This window comes from Bradyrhizobium erythrophlei (genome assembly GCF_900129505.1).
In the GTDB taxonomy this organism is placed as follows: domain Bacteria; phylum Pseudomonadota; class Alphaproteobacteria; order Rhizobiales; family Xanthobacteraceae; genus Bradyrhizobium; species Bradyrhizobium erythrophlei_D.
This window is the reverse complement of sequence record NZ_LT670818.1, coordinates 2228685-2242585: the sequence shown is the minus strand read 5'-3', so window position 1 is coordinate 2242585 and position 13901 is coordinate 2228685. Positions and strand designations below refer to the sequence as shown.

Here is a 13901-nt window from a genome sequence, read left to right as displayed (position 1 = left end):
ATGGCAAGTGACGAATGGGGGAAATTTCCATTCGCTACCCGCCATTCGCTACTCGCTCTTGTGGTCGCCGCCCCAGCGATCGGACAGCGCCAGCAACAGGGTCGAGACCACGAACACCAGGTGCACGCCGACCAGCCAGCCCATCTTCTGGGCGTCGAAGAAAGCGTCGATATTCATGAATGCCTTCAGCACCTGGATCGCCGAAATCGCAACGATCGAGGCAAGCATCTTCTGCTTCAGGCCTGCGAAATCGACCTTGGTCATCCATTCCGGCCAGTCCGGATGGTCGCCGGGATTGATCCGCGAGACGAAGTTTTCGTAGCCCGAAAACACCACGATCAGAATCAGATTGCCGATCAGCGAGACGTCGATCAGCGACAGCGCGCCGAGGATGATATCGGCTTCATTGGCCGACGGCGCGATGAGAATGAACTCCCACAGTTTCTTGAAGAATTTGAACAACATCACCGCGAGGCAGACGACGAGACCGAGATAGAACGGCGCCATCAGCCAGCGGCTGTTGAACAGCACGCTTTCCATCCCGTGCTCGAGACGCTTCAGCGTCGGATTGGGCCGATACGGAGCCGGTTGCTCGGTCATCGTACTTCCGGCTCCTTATGACTTACGCCGCTTTTTTCTTGGCTCTGATCAGCTTGCGGTTGATCAGGCATTCGGCGATCTGGATCGCGTTCAGCGCCGCACCCTTGCGCAAATTGTCCGAGACGCACCACAGCACCAGGCCGTTCTCCACGGTCGCATCCTCGCGGATGCGGCTGATATAGGTCGCGTCCTCGCCCGCCGCCTCATAGGGCGTAACGTAGCCGCCGGGTTCGCGCTTGTCGATCACGAGGCATCCCGGCGCCGTGCGCAGGATGTCGCGCGCCTCGTCGGCCGAGATCGGGTTTTCGAACTCGATGTTGACGGCTTCGGAATGGCCGACGAACACCGGCACCCGCACGCAAGTCGCGGTCAGCCTGATTTTGGGATCAAGAATCTTCTTGGTCTCCATCATCATCTTCCACTCTTCCTTGGTGTAGCCGTCCTCCATGAACACGTCGATCTCCGGGATGACGTTGAAGGCGATGCGCTTGGCGAACTTCTTGTTGACGATGTCGCTGTTGGTGTAGACCGCCTTGGTCTGCGAGAACAACTCGTCCATCGCGTCCTTGCCGGCGCCCGACACCGACTGATAGGTCGAGACCACCACGCGCTTGATGACGGCCTTGTCGTGCAGCGGCTTCAGCGCCACCACGAGCTGCGCGGTCGAGCAGTTCGGATTGGCGATGATGTTCTTCTTGACGAAGCCTGCGACAGCATCCGCGTTGACCTCGGGCACGATCAGCGGCACGTCCGGGTCCATGCGCCAGGCGGAGGAATTGTCGATCACGACCGCGCCGGCGGCGCCGATTTTCGGCGACCAGTCCTTCGACACCGCGCCGCCCGCCGACATCAGGCAGATATCGACGTCGGAGAAATCGTAATTCTCGAGCGCTTTGACCTTCAGGGTACGATCGCCATAGGACACTTCGACGCCCATGCTGCGCCGTGACGCCAGCGCCACGACCTCGTCAGCCGGGAATTTGCGTTCGTCCAGAATGTTGAGCATTTCCCGCCCGACATTGCCGGTCGCACCGACCACCGCGACTTTGTAACCCATCGTTCACTCTCCGCAGAAAAATGCCTCCTCACCGCCTGCGGCGGAAAGGGAAGAGGCAGCGCTTCTATGCGAGAAACGCCGGCAAGACAACGTTAGACCCGCGTAATCGGACGCCTGATGCGATCGTTTTGGACCAGCCGCGCCCACCCCTCATATCAGACCCGAATTTATCCGGCGCTCACCAGCTTCGCCGACGAATGCACGGCCACGCTAGCGCGCCTGCTGGCTTATGTGGGTACTCTGGCGTTGGTTGCGATGCTCGGCATCCATCTGTGGGATCAATTGCCGGTGGACGGATCAAACGAGCCCCCAGCCAAAGCGAGCTGGAGTCTCGCTGACCGCTCGCATCCGGCGTTCGCCGTGAGCCAATCCGAATTTCCAGACAAAACAGAAACTTACGAGATATTCCGGCATCCGTTGGGCGGTCGCCGGGACATCATGCGCTGGACCGGGCAGGGCGAAAAGCCGGTCGCGGAGCTCGAAATCTATCGTCCGGGCGATGAATTCAGCCAATCCGGACCGGCTTTCGCCGACCTTGCCGCGCGAATGGAGGCCAGCGGCGCGCGCGAGCTGGAAGCCGCCGGCGTCATCGACAGCAAATTCGGCACGGTGACGCTGCTTCGCCGTCCCGGCGAGGGCGGATCCTGCCTCGGCTTTCTCAAGCGTCTCGACGATCCCGATCTGCAGATCTCCGGCTGGTCCTGCCCGGGCGACGGCTTGCCAGCGCAGCGGGCGGCGGTCGGCTGCATGCTCAACCGGCTGATCCTGCTCACGGCCGGAAACGACCCCAAACTGGCGGAATTGTTCGCCCGCGCCGAGCTCCGGCGGACGAACTGCGCGGCGGCTTCGCCGGCGGCGCCCTCGGCGGACTGGGTGACTTCCGCCGGCAACCCGTTTTTGCGCGGCGCGCTGTAGATCGGCGGTGGTCAAGCCGCTGGTTTCCAAGCAACTTTTTTCAATTCGCCGCATTATTCCGGCGCAGTGTGGCCGGTTTGACCTTGTGGCTGGATAGCCGCGCCAGCTAAGGTGACCGCAAATCGGAAATGGCGGCATAGTCCGCCCGTGAGGACATGATGACCCCAAGATTCCCTGCTGCGAACCGGCTTGCGATGTTGCTGGCTTCCGTTGCCGTCATCGCCGTTGGCTTCGCCATGACATCGGCCAGCGCCGAACCCAAGCGGCAGTACGACAACCGTGGCCGGCCCTATTACGGGGCGAACGGTCCCAATGTGGTGTATCAGCAGGGGCCGCACACCCGCATCTACGTCACCAAGCGCTCCTGGCTCGATGCCGGCGTCGAAGTATTGCCCGGCGACCGCAAATTCCTGGATTACGCGTTTCCATCGGAGTACGGGTACCCGGACTTCGCGCGCGAGAACAACAATCGCCCGATCGACCGCCAGCCGCTGAACCCGCCGTCGGATCTGGGTGGATATCCGCGGGGTTTCCCGCTGTATTGATCCGGCGCCCCAGATCTCACGTCGTCCCGGCGAACGCCGGGATCCAGACGCCGTTGCGCTTCGATAAACCAACCGCACACATTTGTGCTGACGGGTGCCGGCTCAGGGCCGGGACGACGACGCGGAGAGATGCGCGCCCTTACGCGTGCAGCTTCTGCAATTCCTTCAAGATCGCTTCGCCCATCTGCGTGGTACTGACGGACGTGGTGCCCTCGGATTTGATATCCGCGGTGCGCAGGCCGCTTGCCAGCACTGCCGCGATCGCCGCATCGACCTGGTCGGCGAGCCGGCCCATGTCGAAGGAGTAGCGCAGCGCCATTCCGAATGAGGCGATCATTGCGATCGGATTGGCCAGTCCCTTGCCGGCGATGTCGGGTGCGGAGCCGTGCACCGGCTCGTAGAGCGCCCGGCGCTTCTTGGTCTTGACGTCGACCTCGCCGAGCGAAGCCGACGGCAGCATGCCGAGCGAGCCCGTCAGCATCGCCGCGATATCCGAGAGCATGTCGCCGAACAGATTGTCGGTGACGATGACATCGAACTGCTTCGGCCATTTCACAAGGTTCATGCCGCCGGAATCGGCGAGCTGATGCTCCAGCTCGACGTCTTTGTATTCGCGCCCATGCACCTGGGTGACCACCTCGTTCCACAGCACGCCTGATTTCATGACGTTGCGCTTTTCCATCGAAGTCACCTTGTTGCGGCGCTTGCGCGCCAGGTCGAAGGCGACGCGGGCGATGCGCTCAATCTCATAGGTGTCGTAGACCTGGGTATCGATGGCGCGCTTCTGGCCGTTGCCGAGATCGGTGATGGTTTTCGGCTCGCCGAAATACACCCCGCCGGTGAGTTCGCGCACGATCATGATGTCGAGGCCCTCGACCACCTCGCGCTTCAGGCTCGAGGCGTCGGCAAGCGCGGGATAGCACACCGCCGGCCGCAGATTGCCGAACAGGCCAAGGTCCTTGCGCAGGCGCAATAGCCCGGCCTCGGGCCGTGCCTCGTAGGGAACGCTGTCCCATTTCGGACCGCCGACCGCGCCGAAGATCACGGCATCCGCCGCCATCGCCCTGGCCATGGTCGCGTCGGTGATGCTCTGCTTGCTGGCATCATAGGCCGCGCCGCCGACCAGCCCATCCTCGGTCTCGAAATGCGCGATGCCTTGCGCATCGAGCCAGCCGATCAGGCGTTTCACCTCCGCCATCACTTCGGGGCCGATGCCGTCGCCGGGGAGTAGCAGGAGCTTGTGGGTCGCCATGGGAAATTTCCTCATACCATTCGTCATGGCCGGGCTCGTCCCGGCCATTCACGTCTTCGATAGCAACGAAGAGGAAGGACGTGGATCCCCGGGACAAGCCCGGGCATGACGGCCAATTTCGATGCGCGCGGAGTGCTAAAACGCCGTTGCGCTGATGGCAAGACACCATTGCGGGTGGCGCGCCTGTGCAACCGCCGCCCGGCCTGCCACAATGGCGCACCCTGCCGGAGATTCCCGTGAGAGCCCCCGATCCCTCGCCACCTGCGCATCCCGCGCGGCTGATCCTGATCCTGTCGCTCGCGCCGACCATTGGGCTTGGCATCGGCCGCTTCGCCTACTCGCTGGTGTTGCCGGACATGCGGGATGCGCTCGGATGGTCGTATTCGGCCGCGGGTTTCATGAACACCATCAATGCGGCCGGCTATCTCGCCGGCGCGTTGGCGGCCTCGAAGCTCATCGGGCGATACGGCCTTTCGGCCGCGGTGCGCTGGGGGACGCTGGCCTGCGTGCTGTCGCTGGCGTTGAGCGCCTTATCCGGCAATTTCGTTGTCCTCAGCGTTGCGCGGTTGCTGGTCGGCATCGGCGCGGCGCTTGCATTCGTTTCCGGCGCCGCATTGGCGGCGACGATCGCTCAATCGCGTCCTGCGCGGGCGGATTTTCTGCTGAGCCTGTTTTACGCCGGGCCCGGACTCGGCATCCTGTCCTCCGGACTGATCGCCCCCTTTGTGCTGCAGGCATTCGGGCCCGGCTCGTGGTGGATCGTATGGTGGGCAATGACGCTGCTCTCCCTTGTGATGATCGTTCCTCTGCTGCTGACTGCGGTCGATGCCAATGCGGGAATCGCCGCCGCGGCGCCGGCGAACTTCGCGGTTTCCCCCATCCTAATCTATCTCACCGGCTATTTCCTGTTCGGCGCAGGCTACATCGCCTACATGACCTTCATGATCGCCTATGTGCGCGACGCCGGCGGCGGCGCGGCGGCGCAGAGCGCCTTCTGGAGCCTGATCGGCGTCAGCGCCTTCGTGACGCCCTGGGTGTGGCGCCGTGTGCTGGCGCTCGACCGCGGCGGCCTCTCCACCGCGATCATCCTCGGCGTCAACGCGCTGGGCGCAGCACTGCCGCTGTTCGGACATTCGCCGGCTTTGCTGGCGGTATCGGCACTGGTGTTCGGGGTGGCGTTCTTCGCGGTTGTCGGATCGACCACCGCTTTTGTCCGGCTCAACTATCCGCCTTCCGCCTGGCCGAAGGGAATTGCGGCGATGACGATCGCGTTCGGCATCGGCCAGACGCTCGGTCCGATCGCGGTCGGCGCCGTCACCGACGCGATGGGCAGCCTGTCCTATGCGTTGAATGTTTCCGCGGCGATGCTGGCAGTGGGCGCGATGGCGGCGGCGTTTCAGGGGAGGCTGGTTAGCCGCGAATAGCGAATGGCGAATGGCGAGTAGCTAGTAGCGAGTAGCGAACAATTCCTTATCTATTCGCTATTCGCCATTCGCTATTCGCCACTCACGCCATCAACTCCCGCTGAACGAATTGTAGCCCTGGTCTTCCCAATAGCCGCCCTTGTAGTCGTTGGTGACTTCCATCGAGATCACGTATTTCGGATTCTTGAAGCCGAGCTTTGTCGGCACCCGGATCTTCATCGGATAGCCATAGGCGCGCGGCAGAATCTCGTCGGCGAATTTGAAGGTCATCTGGGTTTGCGGATGCAGCGCCGTCTCCATGTCGAGCGGCGAGTTGTAGCCTTCGGAATCGGCGCACTGGAACCAGCAATATTTGGCGCGGGTGTCGGCGCCGACCAGCTTGAGGAAATCGCGCAGCGGCGTGCCGGTCCAGCTTCCGATCGCGCTCCAGCCTTCGACGCAAATGTGGCGCGTGACCTGCTTGACCTGCGGCAGCTTGTAGAGTTCATCCAGCGTCCACGACTTCTTGTTGTCGACCAGCCCGCGCACCTCGAAATTCCATTCCTTGCCGTCGATGGTAGGCGCGTCGTCGAGAGCGTAATAGGCGTTGAACGGAAACGGTTTTGTGATGGCGCTTTCCGGGAAGGTTGGCGCCAGCGCATTGGGATTGAAGATCGCTGCCTGTACCGCGTCGTTGAACTTCGAGACCTTTTTCAGCATGTCCTCGGCGGAAAAGCTGTCGGACACGTCGCAGCCGGTCAGAAGCGTCAGCGCGCCCAGGCTTGCGCCGCCGGCAATAAAGCGCCGGCGCGCCAGATCCGGCATCACCTTTACCGCGTCCCGGACCAACAGTTTCTTGTCGACGCCGGGGATCAGAAGCGAGCGAAGTCGGCCCATCGTATTCTCCTCGAATTTGTTAGCGGCCGATGATCATTGCGCGCAGGCTTTTTGGTACCAGCACCGCCAGCGCGACGTGCACCACCAGGAACGCGACGATCGCCGCCATGCAGAAGAAATGAACGAAACGCGCGACGTCATAGCCGCCGAACAGCGCGGTCAGCCATTGCAGCTGCACCGGCTTCCAGATCGACAGTCCCGACAGCACGATGACAACGCCGACCACGATGATGCCGGCATAGAGCAGCTTCTGCACGTTGTTATAGCGGGTGAGGTCGTCATGTGAGAGATGGCCGGTCAGCGCCGCCTTGGCATCGGCGATCACCCCCGCCGGGGTGATCGGCAGCAGCTTCCTGCGGAAGCGGCCGGTGGCAAAACCCAGCGCGAGATAAACCAGGCCGTTGACCATCAGCAGCCACATTGCCGCGAAATGCCAGAGCAGCGCGCCGCCGAGCCAGTCGCCGAGCGTAATGGTCTTCGAGAATTTCAGGAAATCGAACAGCGGCGAGGCGTTATAGATCTGCCATCCCGACATGATCATCAGGATCATCGCCACGGCGTTGATCCAGTGCACGGTCCGGACCCAGGCCGGCTGGATCACCTTCGCCGGGGCCGGGACTGCACGTTCATCGCTGGCTGCAAGACTGGACATCGCTAATTCCTGGCTTTTCCATCTCTGAAAGGTCGGTACGTCAGATTATACGCCGGGAACCCCGGCTTCGTTACTGCCATACGCACGATAGAATCGATGCCGGCAGGCTATCGCAGTCACAAAAAAGCGAGCCGGGCTGCCCCGGCTCGCGGTCGCACATCCTGTTGGGGACTAAACCAGGACAAGCGGGGTTACGACGGCATCAGGACGGTATCGACCACGTGGATCACGCCGTTCGACTGGTTGACGTTCGGGATCGTGACGGTCGAGGAATCGCCCTTGGAGTCGATGATCATCACGGTGTTGCCCGACCGCTTGACGGTCAGCTCTTCGCCCTGGACGGTCTTCAGTTTCTTGCCGTCGGTCAGGTCGGAAGCCTCGAGCTTGCCCGGAACCACGTGATAGGTGAGGATCTTGGTCAGGGTCGCCTTGTTCTCGGGCTTCACCAGCGTGTCCACCGTGCCGGCCGGCAGCTTGCCGAAGGCGGCGTTGGTCGGCGCGAACACGGTGAACGGGCCCTTGCCTTCCAGCGTGCCGACGAGACCGGCGGCCTTCACCGCCGCCACCAGCGTGGTGTGGTCCTTGGAGTTGACGGCGTTCTGGATGATGTTCTTCGAGGGGAACATTGCAGCACCCCCGACCATCACGGTCTTCTCGCCGGACATTTCGCTCTTCATTTTGTCTTGCGCGCTCACCGGCGCGACGATGGTTGCGGTCAGGGCCAGCGCCGCGAGGGCGGCGGCGGAAAGAAATGCAATACGCTTGGACATGGATAATCTCCCGATGGATTGAGGCGCCCGGCGGACATCCGCCGGTGCTTGTGGCAACAACGACGTTTGTCGGAGGATGATCTGACTGCGTCGCTGTTGGCCCGAGCTACGGGAGGTTTTGGGGGCGGTTTCGAAGAATAATTTATCGTGATGCTTGAAACTTTTGGCTGGGGTGTCCGTGTGGAACCCCGTCATTGCCGGTCGGCGCGAAGCGCAGCCCCGACCGTCATTGCGAGCGCAGCGAAGCAATCCATCGCGCAGCAAGCAAGAAAGCTGGATTGCTTCGCTGCGCTCGCAATGACGGTTTCAACATTCGCAATGACGATCTCCCGGACATGCATATAATTCCCGCGACGCGTTGCGCCCGAGGCTTGCTGTTTCTTCACGCTCTCTTCGAAAAGAGGGCGCAGGGAAAGCCGGGTGCGCGCTGCACCCGCGGTCTCGCGTGCAAAATTGTGCAAAAGAGCGCACACGAGCATACAGGTTCAGCGGAAGCAGTCCGGCCTTCCCTGCGCAATGGTTTTAACGGTTTCCTTCGGGCTCTCCCCGGTGATCGGGCTTTCTTGTCACCGTCGCCGGCAGCGTGAGCTGCCAACTTGACGCCAGCGTCGAGGCGTCAGGACCACACGACTTCTCCGTCCGCCAGCAAAACGCTCTCGTCTTTAGCGCCGCCCGCGTCCATCGCATCCAACCCCGCGTCCGTGACGATCGCGATACGCCCCTCGAGTGGGGTGAACGGCTGCGGATATAAACTGATTTGCGATTTCGGAAAAACAGAATATTTTTTCAGGCGGGACTGGACAGGTAGAATCAGCTTGATCCGGCTCAGGAAATTAGGTTTTACGCGCAATTCCGCTGAATGCACGCGGAAGGTCCCCAGCCTCGATGAAGCTGACGGGCCGGCGCGGCGCGTGGTATTGAGTGCACTGTCACGGTAATTCCTAGGGCGGGATGCTAGGTGTTGGAAAAGCTCATCAACGTCGCAGGCCTTATCAACACTCTGCTGTTTTTTGGAGTGGTCCTTGTCGCAGCGTACCATAACACTAGATTCATACACGATTGGGTCGAAGATCATGGTAACTCTGCGGGGTTCTGGTATCGCTCGATCTTGTCCGTAGTGGCCCAATTCTCTAGCGTCGATTCGGAGCGAACCCGTCGCCGCCGCCGTCAGCTGCGGCTGTGGATTTCGATCGCTTTGGCGCTTGCAGGACTGCAGCTATTCCTTTTGTGGTTGTGAGTACTTCACCTAGCCCGTAGGATGGGTGGAGCGAGTGTAGCCCGCATGAGCGCAGCGACATGCGGGGATGCATCAGGCTCACAGGCCGGCCCCGGATATCGCTTGGTTGATCCGGCGACATTATCGGATAGCGTGCATGTCTATTGCCGTGGCATGGATGATCCCCAATGGTCCGGTATCGACGCAACTTCGTCCCCGGCGGAACATGGTTCTTCACCGCCACACTGGCTGACCGGCGCTCGACCGCTCTTGTTGACCACATCGACGCGCTGCGTTCGGCCTTCTGCGCGGCTCGCCGCGCCAGCCACTTCGCGATCGACGCCATCGTCGTTCTCCCGGACCATCTTCACGCCATCCTGACCTTGCCAGCGAACGACAAGGATTTCCCGGGCCGCTGGCGGCGGATCAAGGGGAATTTTAGCAACGCATTAATCGGAGCGGGCCTCGATCTCAAGCGCTGGCCGAATGGCGATCTCGCGCTTTGGCAACGACGGTTCTGGGAGCACACCATCCGCGATGATGGCGATTTCGCTCGGCATGTCGACTATATCCATTTCAATCCGGTCAAACATGGATTGGCGCGGCGGGTGAGCGACTGGCCCTATTCGTCGTTTCACAGGTACGTTCGGGAAGGCCGGTTGCCGGACGATTGGGCAGGCGACATCGGCGAGAGCGCAACAGATTTCGGAGAGCCGAGCCCGCCGCCGTAGCCCGCATGAGCGCCAAGATGTGCGGGCGACGTACGCCTCCAAGCCGCCCCGGATATCGCTTCGCTCATCCGGGCTACGCTTGCTGCGCCCCAGCCCTTAGGAGGGCGAGAGCGAGTGTAGCCCGCATGAGCGCAGCGACATGCGGGTGCAGTGCGCGCCTGGAAACCGGACCCGGATATCGCTTCGCTCATCCGGGCTACGCTTGCTGCTCAATCCGCCCAACGAACTCTAATCCCGATTGTTCGGCGTCTGCACGAAACCGCGGTTCCAGGTCGGGCTGATCAGGATCTCGTTGACGCAGACGCGCGGCGGCAGACTGGCGACGAAGGCGATGGTGCGGCCGCAATCTTCGGGCTGCAGCATCCGCGCCTGCTCCGCTTCCGAGGGCACCACCGGCCGCAGCTTCAGGATCGGGGTTGCGACTTCGCCGGGCGACAGGCAGCAGGCGCGCAGGCCGTTGACGCATTCATCCATGTTAAAGGAATGGGTCAGCGCCAGCACCGCGTGCTTGGTCGTGGTGTAGGCGGGCCCCGGCATTTTCGAGACATGGCGGCCGGCCCAGGACGCGACGTTGATGATGCAGCCGTCCTTTTGCTGGCGCATCGCCGGCAGCACCGCGCGCATGCAGTACAGCACGCCATTGAGATTGATATCGACGAGCTGGTTCCAGCCTTCCAGCTCCATGTCGGCCCAGCTGCGTTTCGGTACATTGATGCCGGCGCTGTTGACAAGCAGGTCGATGCGGCCGTGTTTGGCGAGGATCTGCCCGGCGGCCTTGTCGACGTCGGCGGCGACGCTGACATCCAGCGGGATCGCCTCGGCCTTGCCGCCGCTCCTGTCGATCTTGGCCACGACGGTATCCAGCGCGTCTTTCCGCCGCCCCGAAACCACCACCGTCCAGCCATCGGCGGCCAGCGCCTCCGCCCCGGCCTCGCCGATCCCGCTGCCGCCGCCGGTCACCCAGGCCACGCGTTTCCCGTCATTTGACATGCAAACTGTCTCCGTTGCTTTGTGAAGGGCGTTTTTGCTATTGAACTGTCACATTGTCGCGGCCAAACCACCGCGTCCGCCCTTCCCGCAATGATGCATGAACGCGACCAGAAAACCATCATGAACGCCAACCTGTTCTCCCGCCTGTTCGACGGCCTCGACGATCCAGCCCGGCTTGCGATCGAAATGCTCGACGGCCGGCGCATCAGCTATGGCGAGCTGATCGCCCTCGCCGGGCAGATGGCCAATGTGCTGGTCAGAAGCGGCGTCAAGACCGGCGACCGCGTTGCCGCCCAGACCGAGAAGTCGCTGCCGGGTCTCGTGCTGTATCTCGCCACGGTACGCGCGGGCGCGGTGTATCTGCCGCTCAACACCGCCTATACGCTCAACGAACTCGAATATTTCATCACCGACGCCGAACCGTCGCTGGTGGTGTGCGATCCGTCGAAGGCCGACGGCATCGGCAAGATCGCCGCCAAAGTCGGCGCCAAGGTCGAGACGCTCGGCGCCGACGGCAAGGGGTCGCTGACCGACGCCGCCGCCAAGGCCAAATCCGAATTCGAAACCGTCGCGCGCGCCAACGACGATCTCGCCGCGATCCTCTACACGTCGGGCACCACGGGCCGCTCCAAGGGCGCGATGCTCAGCCACGATAATCTCGCGTCGAATTCGCTGTCGCTGGTCGACTATTGGCGCTTCACGGACAAGGACGTACTGATCCACGCGCTGCCGATCTACCACACCCACGGCCTGTTCGTGGCGAGCAACGTCACCCTGTTCGCGCGCGCCTCGATGATCTTCCTGCCGAAATTCGACCCGGAGGCGATCATCAAGCTGATGGCGCGCGCCACCGTGCTGATGGGCGTGCCGACCTTCTACACGCGGCTGCTGCAAAGCCCGGCGCTGAACAAGGAATCGACCAAACACATGCGGCTGTTCATTTCGGGCTCCGCACCGCTGCTCGCCGACACCCATCGCGAATGGTTCGCGCGCACCGGCCACGCCGTGCTCGAGCGCTACGGCATGACCGAGACCAACATGAACACCTCGAATCCCTATGATGGCGAACGCGTTCCCGGCGCGGTCGGCCATCCCCTGCCCGGTGTGTCGGTGCGCGTCACCGATCCCGAAACCGGCAAGGAGTTGGCGCGGGACGAGATCGGCATGATCGAGGTCAAGGGCCCCAACGTCTTCAAGGGCTACTGGCGGATGCCGGAGAAGACCAAAGCCGAATTCCGCGACGACGGCTTCTTCATCACCGGCGACCTCGGCAAGATCGACGCCAAGGGCTATGTGCACATTGTCGGCCGCGGCAAGGATCTCGTCATCTCCGGCGGTTTCAACGTTTACCCGAAGGAAATCGAAAGCGAGATCGATGCCATGCCGGGCGTGATCGAATCCGCCGTGATCGGCGTGCCGCACGCCGATTTCGGCGAGGGCGTCACCGCCGTATTGGTCTGCGACCAGGGCGCCAGGGTCGATGAGGCTTCCGTGCTCAAGGCGCTCGACGGCCGAATTGCCAAATTCAAGATGCCGAAAAAGGTGATCGTGGTCGCCGAATTGCCGCGCAACACCATGGGCAAGGTGCAGAAGAATATCTTGCGGGATACCTATTCGGATATTTACGCCAAGGCGAAATGAGGCGTCGCGTTTTCAGCGGAGGATCCAATGGACAAGAGACTTTTCGTTGAGCCTCCCGTCATCAGCAGCAGGCTTCGGTGGAAAGACATCTCCCTGCCGGCATCGATATCCGAAGCTGATCTCGATCGGATCATCTTTTCGGTCATGACCTCGCGGTTGCAGAAGGCCGCGATGGTTATCTTCAAGACGCTGGAGCAGTGCGAGCAACTCAAGCCGCCGATCGATGCCGATATCGTCGGCGCCCGCCTCGCCGCGTTAGTCGAGTCCGACCGGATCGTGGGCGCAGGCGATCTACGCAAATGGCGGTACAGCGAAGTGCGACTGAAGGATTGACGGGTCATATTTGGAATTCATGCCGCGCCTCCGCTAAAGCAGGCTTATGACAAAGCGGCTGCCGACGATGAACAGATAGGTGCCGAAGGCCATTTCCAGCGTGCGTTTCGACATCGCATGCGCGGCCCTGACCCCGAGCGGCGCGGTCAGAAGGCTGGTCGGCATCACAAATACGGCACCGATCAGCGAGACGTAGCCGAGCGCGAAAGGCAGTTGCAGCGCGGCGATTTCGGGAAAGCGCGCGGCCGCGGGCCAGCCGGCATAGACATAACCGAGCGCGCCGGGGATCGAGATCAGCACCGCCAGCGCCGACGAGGTCGCCACGGCCTGATGGATCGGCCGGCCGTAGAACGTCATCAGCAGGTTCGAAAACAATCCGCCGCCTATGCCCATTAACGTGGAGAGGATTCCAACGATGAAGCCGTAGACCTTCATCAGCGGACCCTTGGGGAGATCGTCGCCTAATTTCCAGGTCGCGCGCGCCAGCAACAGGCGGGCGGCGGCCGACCAGGCCACGGCGACGAAAACGATCTTGAACAGCCGCTCCGGCGCGTAGCGTGCGGTGACGCTGCCAGCGATCACGCCGATCAGCACCGGCAGCCACCAGGCTTTCAGGATCTCGGTATCGACCGCGCCCCTGAGGTAGTGGGCGCGCCAGGAGCGGATCGAGGTCGGAATGATGATGGCGAGCGACGTGCCGATGCACAGCGGCATCCGCACCTCCAGCGGCACACCTGCTAGTCGGAAGCATTCGTAGAACACCGGGACCAGGATGGCGCCGCCGCCGATACCGAACACGCCTGCGAGAAAACCCGAGAGCGCGCCGACCGCGACCAGCAGCAGCGCCAGTTCGACAAGTTCGGAGACATTGAGCCCAGCGGTTGCCATGCGGGGTTTCT

16 protein-coding genes are annotated in these 13901 nt (G+C 62.3%); 6 read left to right on the top strand and 10 right to left on the bottom strand.

Going from position 1 to position 13901, the window contains the following annotated elements:
• Positions 1 to 48: 48 nt before the first annotated feature.
• Together B5525_RS10595 and B5525_RS10590 are read right to left on the bottom strand one after the other, a co-directional pair.
• The gene (locus B5525_RS10595) at positions 49 to 600 is read right to left on the bottom strand and encodes a TIGR00645 family protein (RefSeq protein ID WP_079565955.1); all 552 of its coding nucleotides are present in this window, start codon (positions 598 to 600) and stop codon (positions 49 to 51) included.
• Between the two features lie 22 nt (positions 601 to 622).
• Positions 623 to 1657 (bottom strand): aspartate-semialdehyde dehydrogenase, encoded by a 1035-nt coding sequence (locus B5525_RS10590; protein WP_079565954.1) that lies wholly within the window; start codon positions 1655 to 1657, stop codon positions 623 to 625.
• Between the two features lie 117 nt (positions 1658 to 1774).
• On the opposite strand from B5525_RS10590, the gene B5525_RS10585 reads away from it, so the two are divergent.
• Positions 1775 to 2572, top strand: coding sequence for a hypothetical protein (locus tag B5525_RS10585; RefSeq protein WP_079565953.1), 798 nt, complete (start codon positions 1775 to 1777; stop codon positions 2570 to 2572).
• A 158-nt stretch (positions 2573 to 2730) separates the two neighbouring features.
• Positions 2731 to 3117 (top strand): hypothetical protein, encoded by a 387-nt coding sequence (locus B5525_RS10580; RefSeq protein WP_079573192.1) that lies wholly within the window; start codon positions 2731 to 2733, stop codon positions 3115 to 3117.
• A gap of 139 nt (positions 3118 to 3256) precedes the next feature.
• Here the strand turns inward: B5525_RS10580 and leuB are convergent, their stop codons facing one another.
• The gene (gene leuB, locus B5525_RS10575; protein WP_079565952.1) at positions 3257 to 4369 is read right to left on the bottom strand and encodes a 3-isopropylmalate dehydrogenase; all 1113 of its coding nucleotides are present in this window, start codon (positions 4367 to 4369) and stop codon (positions 3257 to 3259) included.
• Positions 4370 to 4605: 236 nt separating this feature from the next.
• Between leuB and B5525_RS10570 the strand changes: the two genes are divergently transcribed.
• Positions 4606 to 5793, top strand: coding sequence for a YbfB/YjiJ family MFS transporter (locus tag B5525_RS10570; RefSeq protein ID WP_079573190.1), 1188 nt, complete (start codon positions 4606 to 4608; stop codon positions 5791 to 5793).
• 90 nt (positions 5794 to 5883) lie between these two features.
• On the opposite strand, the gene B5525_RS10565 is transcribed toward B5525_RS10570, so the two are convergent.
• The 5 genes from B5525_RS10565 to B5525_RS10545 form a co-directional block, all read right to left on the bottom strand.
• Positions 5884 to 6669, bottom strand: a complete 786-nt coding sequence (locus B5525_RS10565) for a molybdopterin-dependent oxidoreductase (protein WP_079565951.1) — start codon at positions 6667 to 6669, stop codon at positions 5884 to 5886.
• A gap of 19 nt (positions 6670 to 6688) precedes the next feature.
• Entirely contained in the window at positions 6689 to 7321 is a 633-nt protein-coding gene (locus tag B5525_RS10560) for a cytochrome b/b6 domain-containing protein (RefSeq protein ID WP_079565950.1), read from the bottom strand.
• 191 nt (positions 7322 to 7512) lie between these two features.
• Positions 7513 to 8091, bottom strand: a complete 579-nt coding sequence (locus B5525_RS10555; protein ID WP_079565949.1) for a fasciclin domain-containing protein — start codon at positions 8089 to 8091, stop codon at positions 7513 to 7515.
• Positions 8092 to 8282: 191 nt separating this feature from the next.
• Positions 8283 to 8570: a hypothetical protein gene (locus tag B5525_RS10550; protein WP_079565948.1), complete on the bottom strand. Its 288-nt coding sequence runs from the start codon at positions 8568 to 8570 to the stop codon at positions 8283 to 8285.
• 137 nt (positions 8571 to 8707) lie between these two features.
• A complete protein-coding gene (locus B5525_RS10545) occupies positions 8708 to 9166 on the bottom strand; it encodes a hypothetical protein (protein WP_079565947.1) in 459 nt (152 codons plus the stop codon).
• 329 nt (positions 9167 to 9495) lie between these two features.
• Here B5525_RS10545 and B5525_RS10540 point away from each other — a divergent pair, with 329 nt between their 5' ends.
• Entirely contained in the window at positions 9496 to 10038 is a 543-nt protein-coding gene (locus tag B5525_RS10540; RefSeq protein ID WP_079565946.1) for an REP-associated tyrosine transposase, read from the top strand.
• Positions 10039 to 10266: 228 nt separating this feature from the next.
• Here the strand turns inward: B5525_RS10540 and B5525_RS10535 are convergent, their stop codons facing one another.
• On the bottom strand, positions 10267 to 11028 hold the full coding sequence (locus B5525_RS10535) for an SDR family oxidoreductase (RefSeq protein WP_079565945.1): 762 nt from the start codon (positions 11026 to 11028) through the stop codon (positions 10267 to 10269).
• A gap of 120 nt (positions 11029 to 11148) precedes the next feature.
• Between B5525_RS10535 and B5525_RS10530 the strand changes: the two genes are divergently transcribed.
• Positions 11149 to 12669, top strand: coding sequence for a malonate--CoA ligase (locus B5525_RS10530; RefSeq protein ID WP_079573188.1), 1521 nt, complete (start codon positions 11149 to 11151; stop codon positions 12667 to 12669).
• Between the two features lie 27 nt (positions 12670 to 12696).
• Positions 12697 to 13002, top strand: coding sequence for a DUF3658 domain-containing protein (locus B5525_RS10525; protein ID WP_079565944.1), 306 nt, complete (start codon positions 12697 to 12699; stop codon positions 13000 to 13002).
• A gap of 33 nt (positions 13003 to 13035) precedes the next feature.
• Here B5525_RS10525 and B5525_RS10520 read toward each other — a convergent pair whose 3' ends face one another.
• Positions 13036 to 13890: a sulfite exporter TauE/SafE family protein gene (locus B5525_RS10520; protein WP_079565943.1), complete on the bottom strand. Its 855-nt coding sequence runs from the start codon at positions 13888 to 13890 to the stop codon at positions 13036 to 13038.
• Positions 13891 to 13901 lie beyond the last annotated feature (11 nt).

Excerpts from the sequence above, each read along its gene's own strand:
- B5525_RS10595 (WP_079565955.1), bottom strand. The coding sequence starts at position 600 with ATGACCGAGCAACCGGCTCCGTATCGGCCCAATCCGACGCTGAAGCGT.
- B5525_RS10590 (WP_079565954.1), bottom strand. The coding sequence starts at position 1,657 with ATGGGTTACAAAGTCGCGGTGGTCGGTGCGACCGGCAATGTCGGGCGG.
- B5525_RS10585 (WP_079565953.1), top strand. The coding sequence starts at position 1,775 with ATGCGATCGTTTTGGACCAGCCGCGCCCACCCCTCATATCAGACCCGA.
- B5525_RS10580 (WP_079573192.1), top strand. The coding sequence starts at position 2,731 with ATGACCCCAAGATTCCCTGCTGCGAACCGGCTTGCGATGTTGCTGGCT.
- leuB (WP_079565952.1), bottom strand. The coding sequence starts at position 4,369 with ATGGCGACCCACAAGCTCCTGCTACTCCCCGGCGACGGCATCGGCCCC.
- B5525_RS10565 (WP_079565951.1), bottom strand. The coding sequence starts at position 6,669 with ATGGGCCGACTTCGCTCGCTTCTGATCCCCGGCGTCGACAAGAAACTG.
- B5525_RS10560 (WP_079565950.1), bottom strand. The coding sequence starts at position 7,321 with ATGTCCAGTCTTGCAGCCAGCGATGAACGTGCAGTCCCGGCCCCGGCG.
- B5525_RS10555 (WP_079565949.1), bottom strand. The coding sequence starts at position 8,091 with ATGTCCAAGCGTATTGCATTTCTTTCCGCCGCCGCCCTCGCGGCGCTG.
- B5525_RS10550 (WP_079565948.1), bottom strand. The coding sequence starts at position 8,570 with ATGCTCGTGTGCGCTCTTTTGCACAATTTTGCACGCGAGACCGCGGGT.
- B5525_RS10545 (WP_079565947.1), bottom strand. The coding sequence starts at position 9,166 with ATGATCTTCGACCCAATCGTGTATGAATCTAGTGTTATGGTACGCTGC.
- B5525_RS10540 (WP_079565946.1), top strand. The coding sequence starts at position 9,496 with ATGGTCCGGTATCGACGCAACTTCGTCCCCGGCGGAACATGGTTCTTC.
- B5525_RS10535 (WP_079565945.1), bottom strand. The coding sequence starts at position 11,028 with ATGTCAAATGACGGGAAACGCGTGGCCTGGGTGACCGGCGGCGGCAGC.
- B5525_RS10530 (WP_079573188.1), top strand. The coding sequence starts at position 11,149 with ATGAACGCCAACCTGTTCTCCCGCCTGTTCGACGGCCTCGACGATCCA.
- B5525_RS10525 (WP_079565944.1), top strand. The coding sequence starts at position 12,697 with ATGGACAAGAGACTTTTCGTTGAGCCTCCCGTCATCAGCAGCAGGCTT.
- B5525_RS10520 (WP_079565943.1), bottom strand. The coding sequence starts at position 13,890 with ATGGCAACCGCTGGGCTCAATGTCTCCGAACTTGTCGAACTGGCGCTG.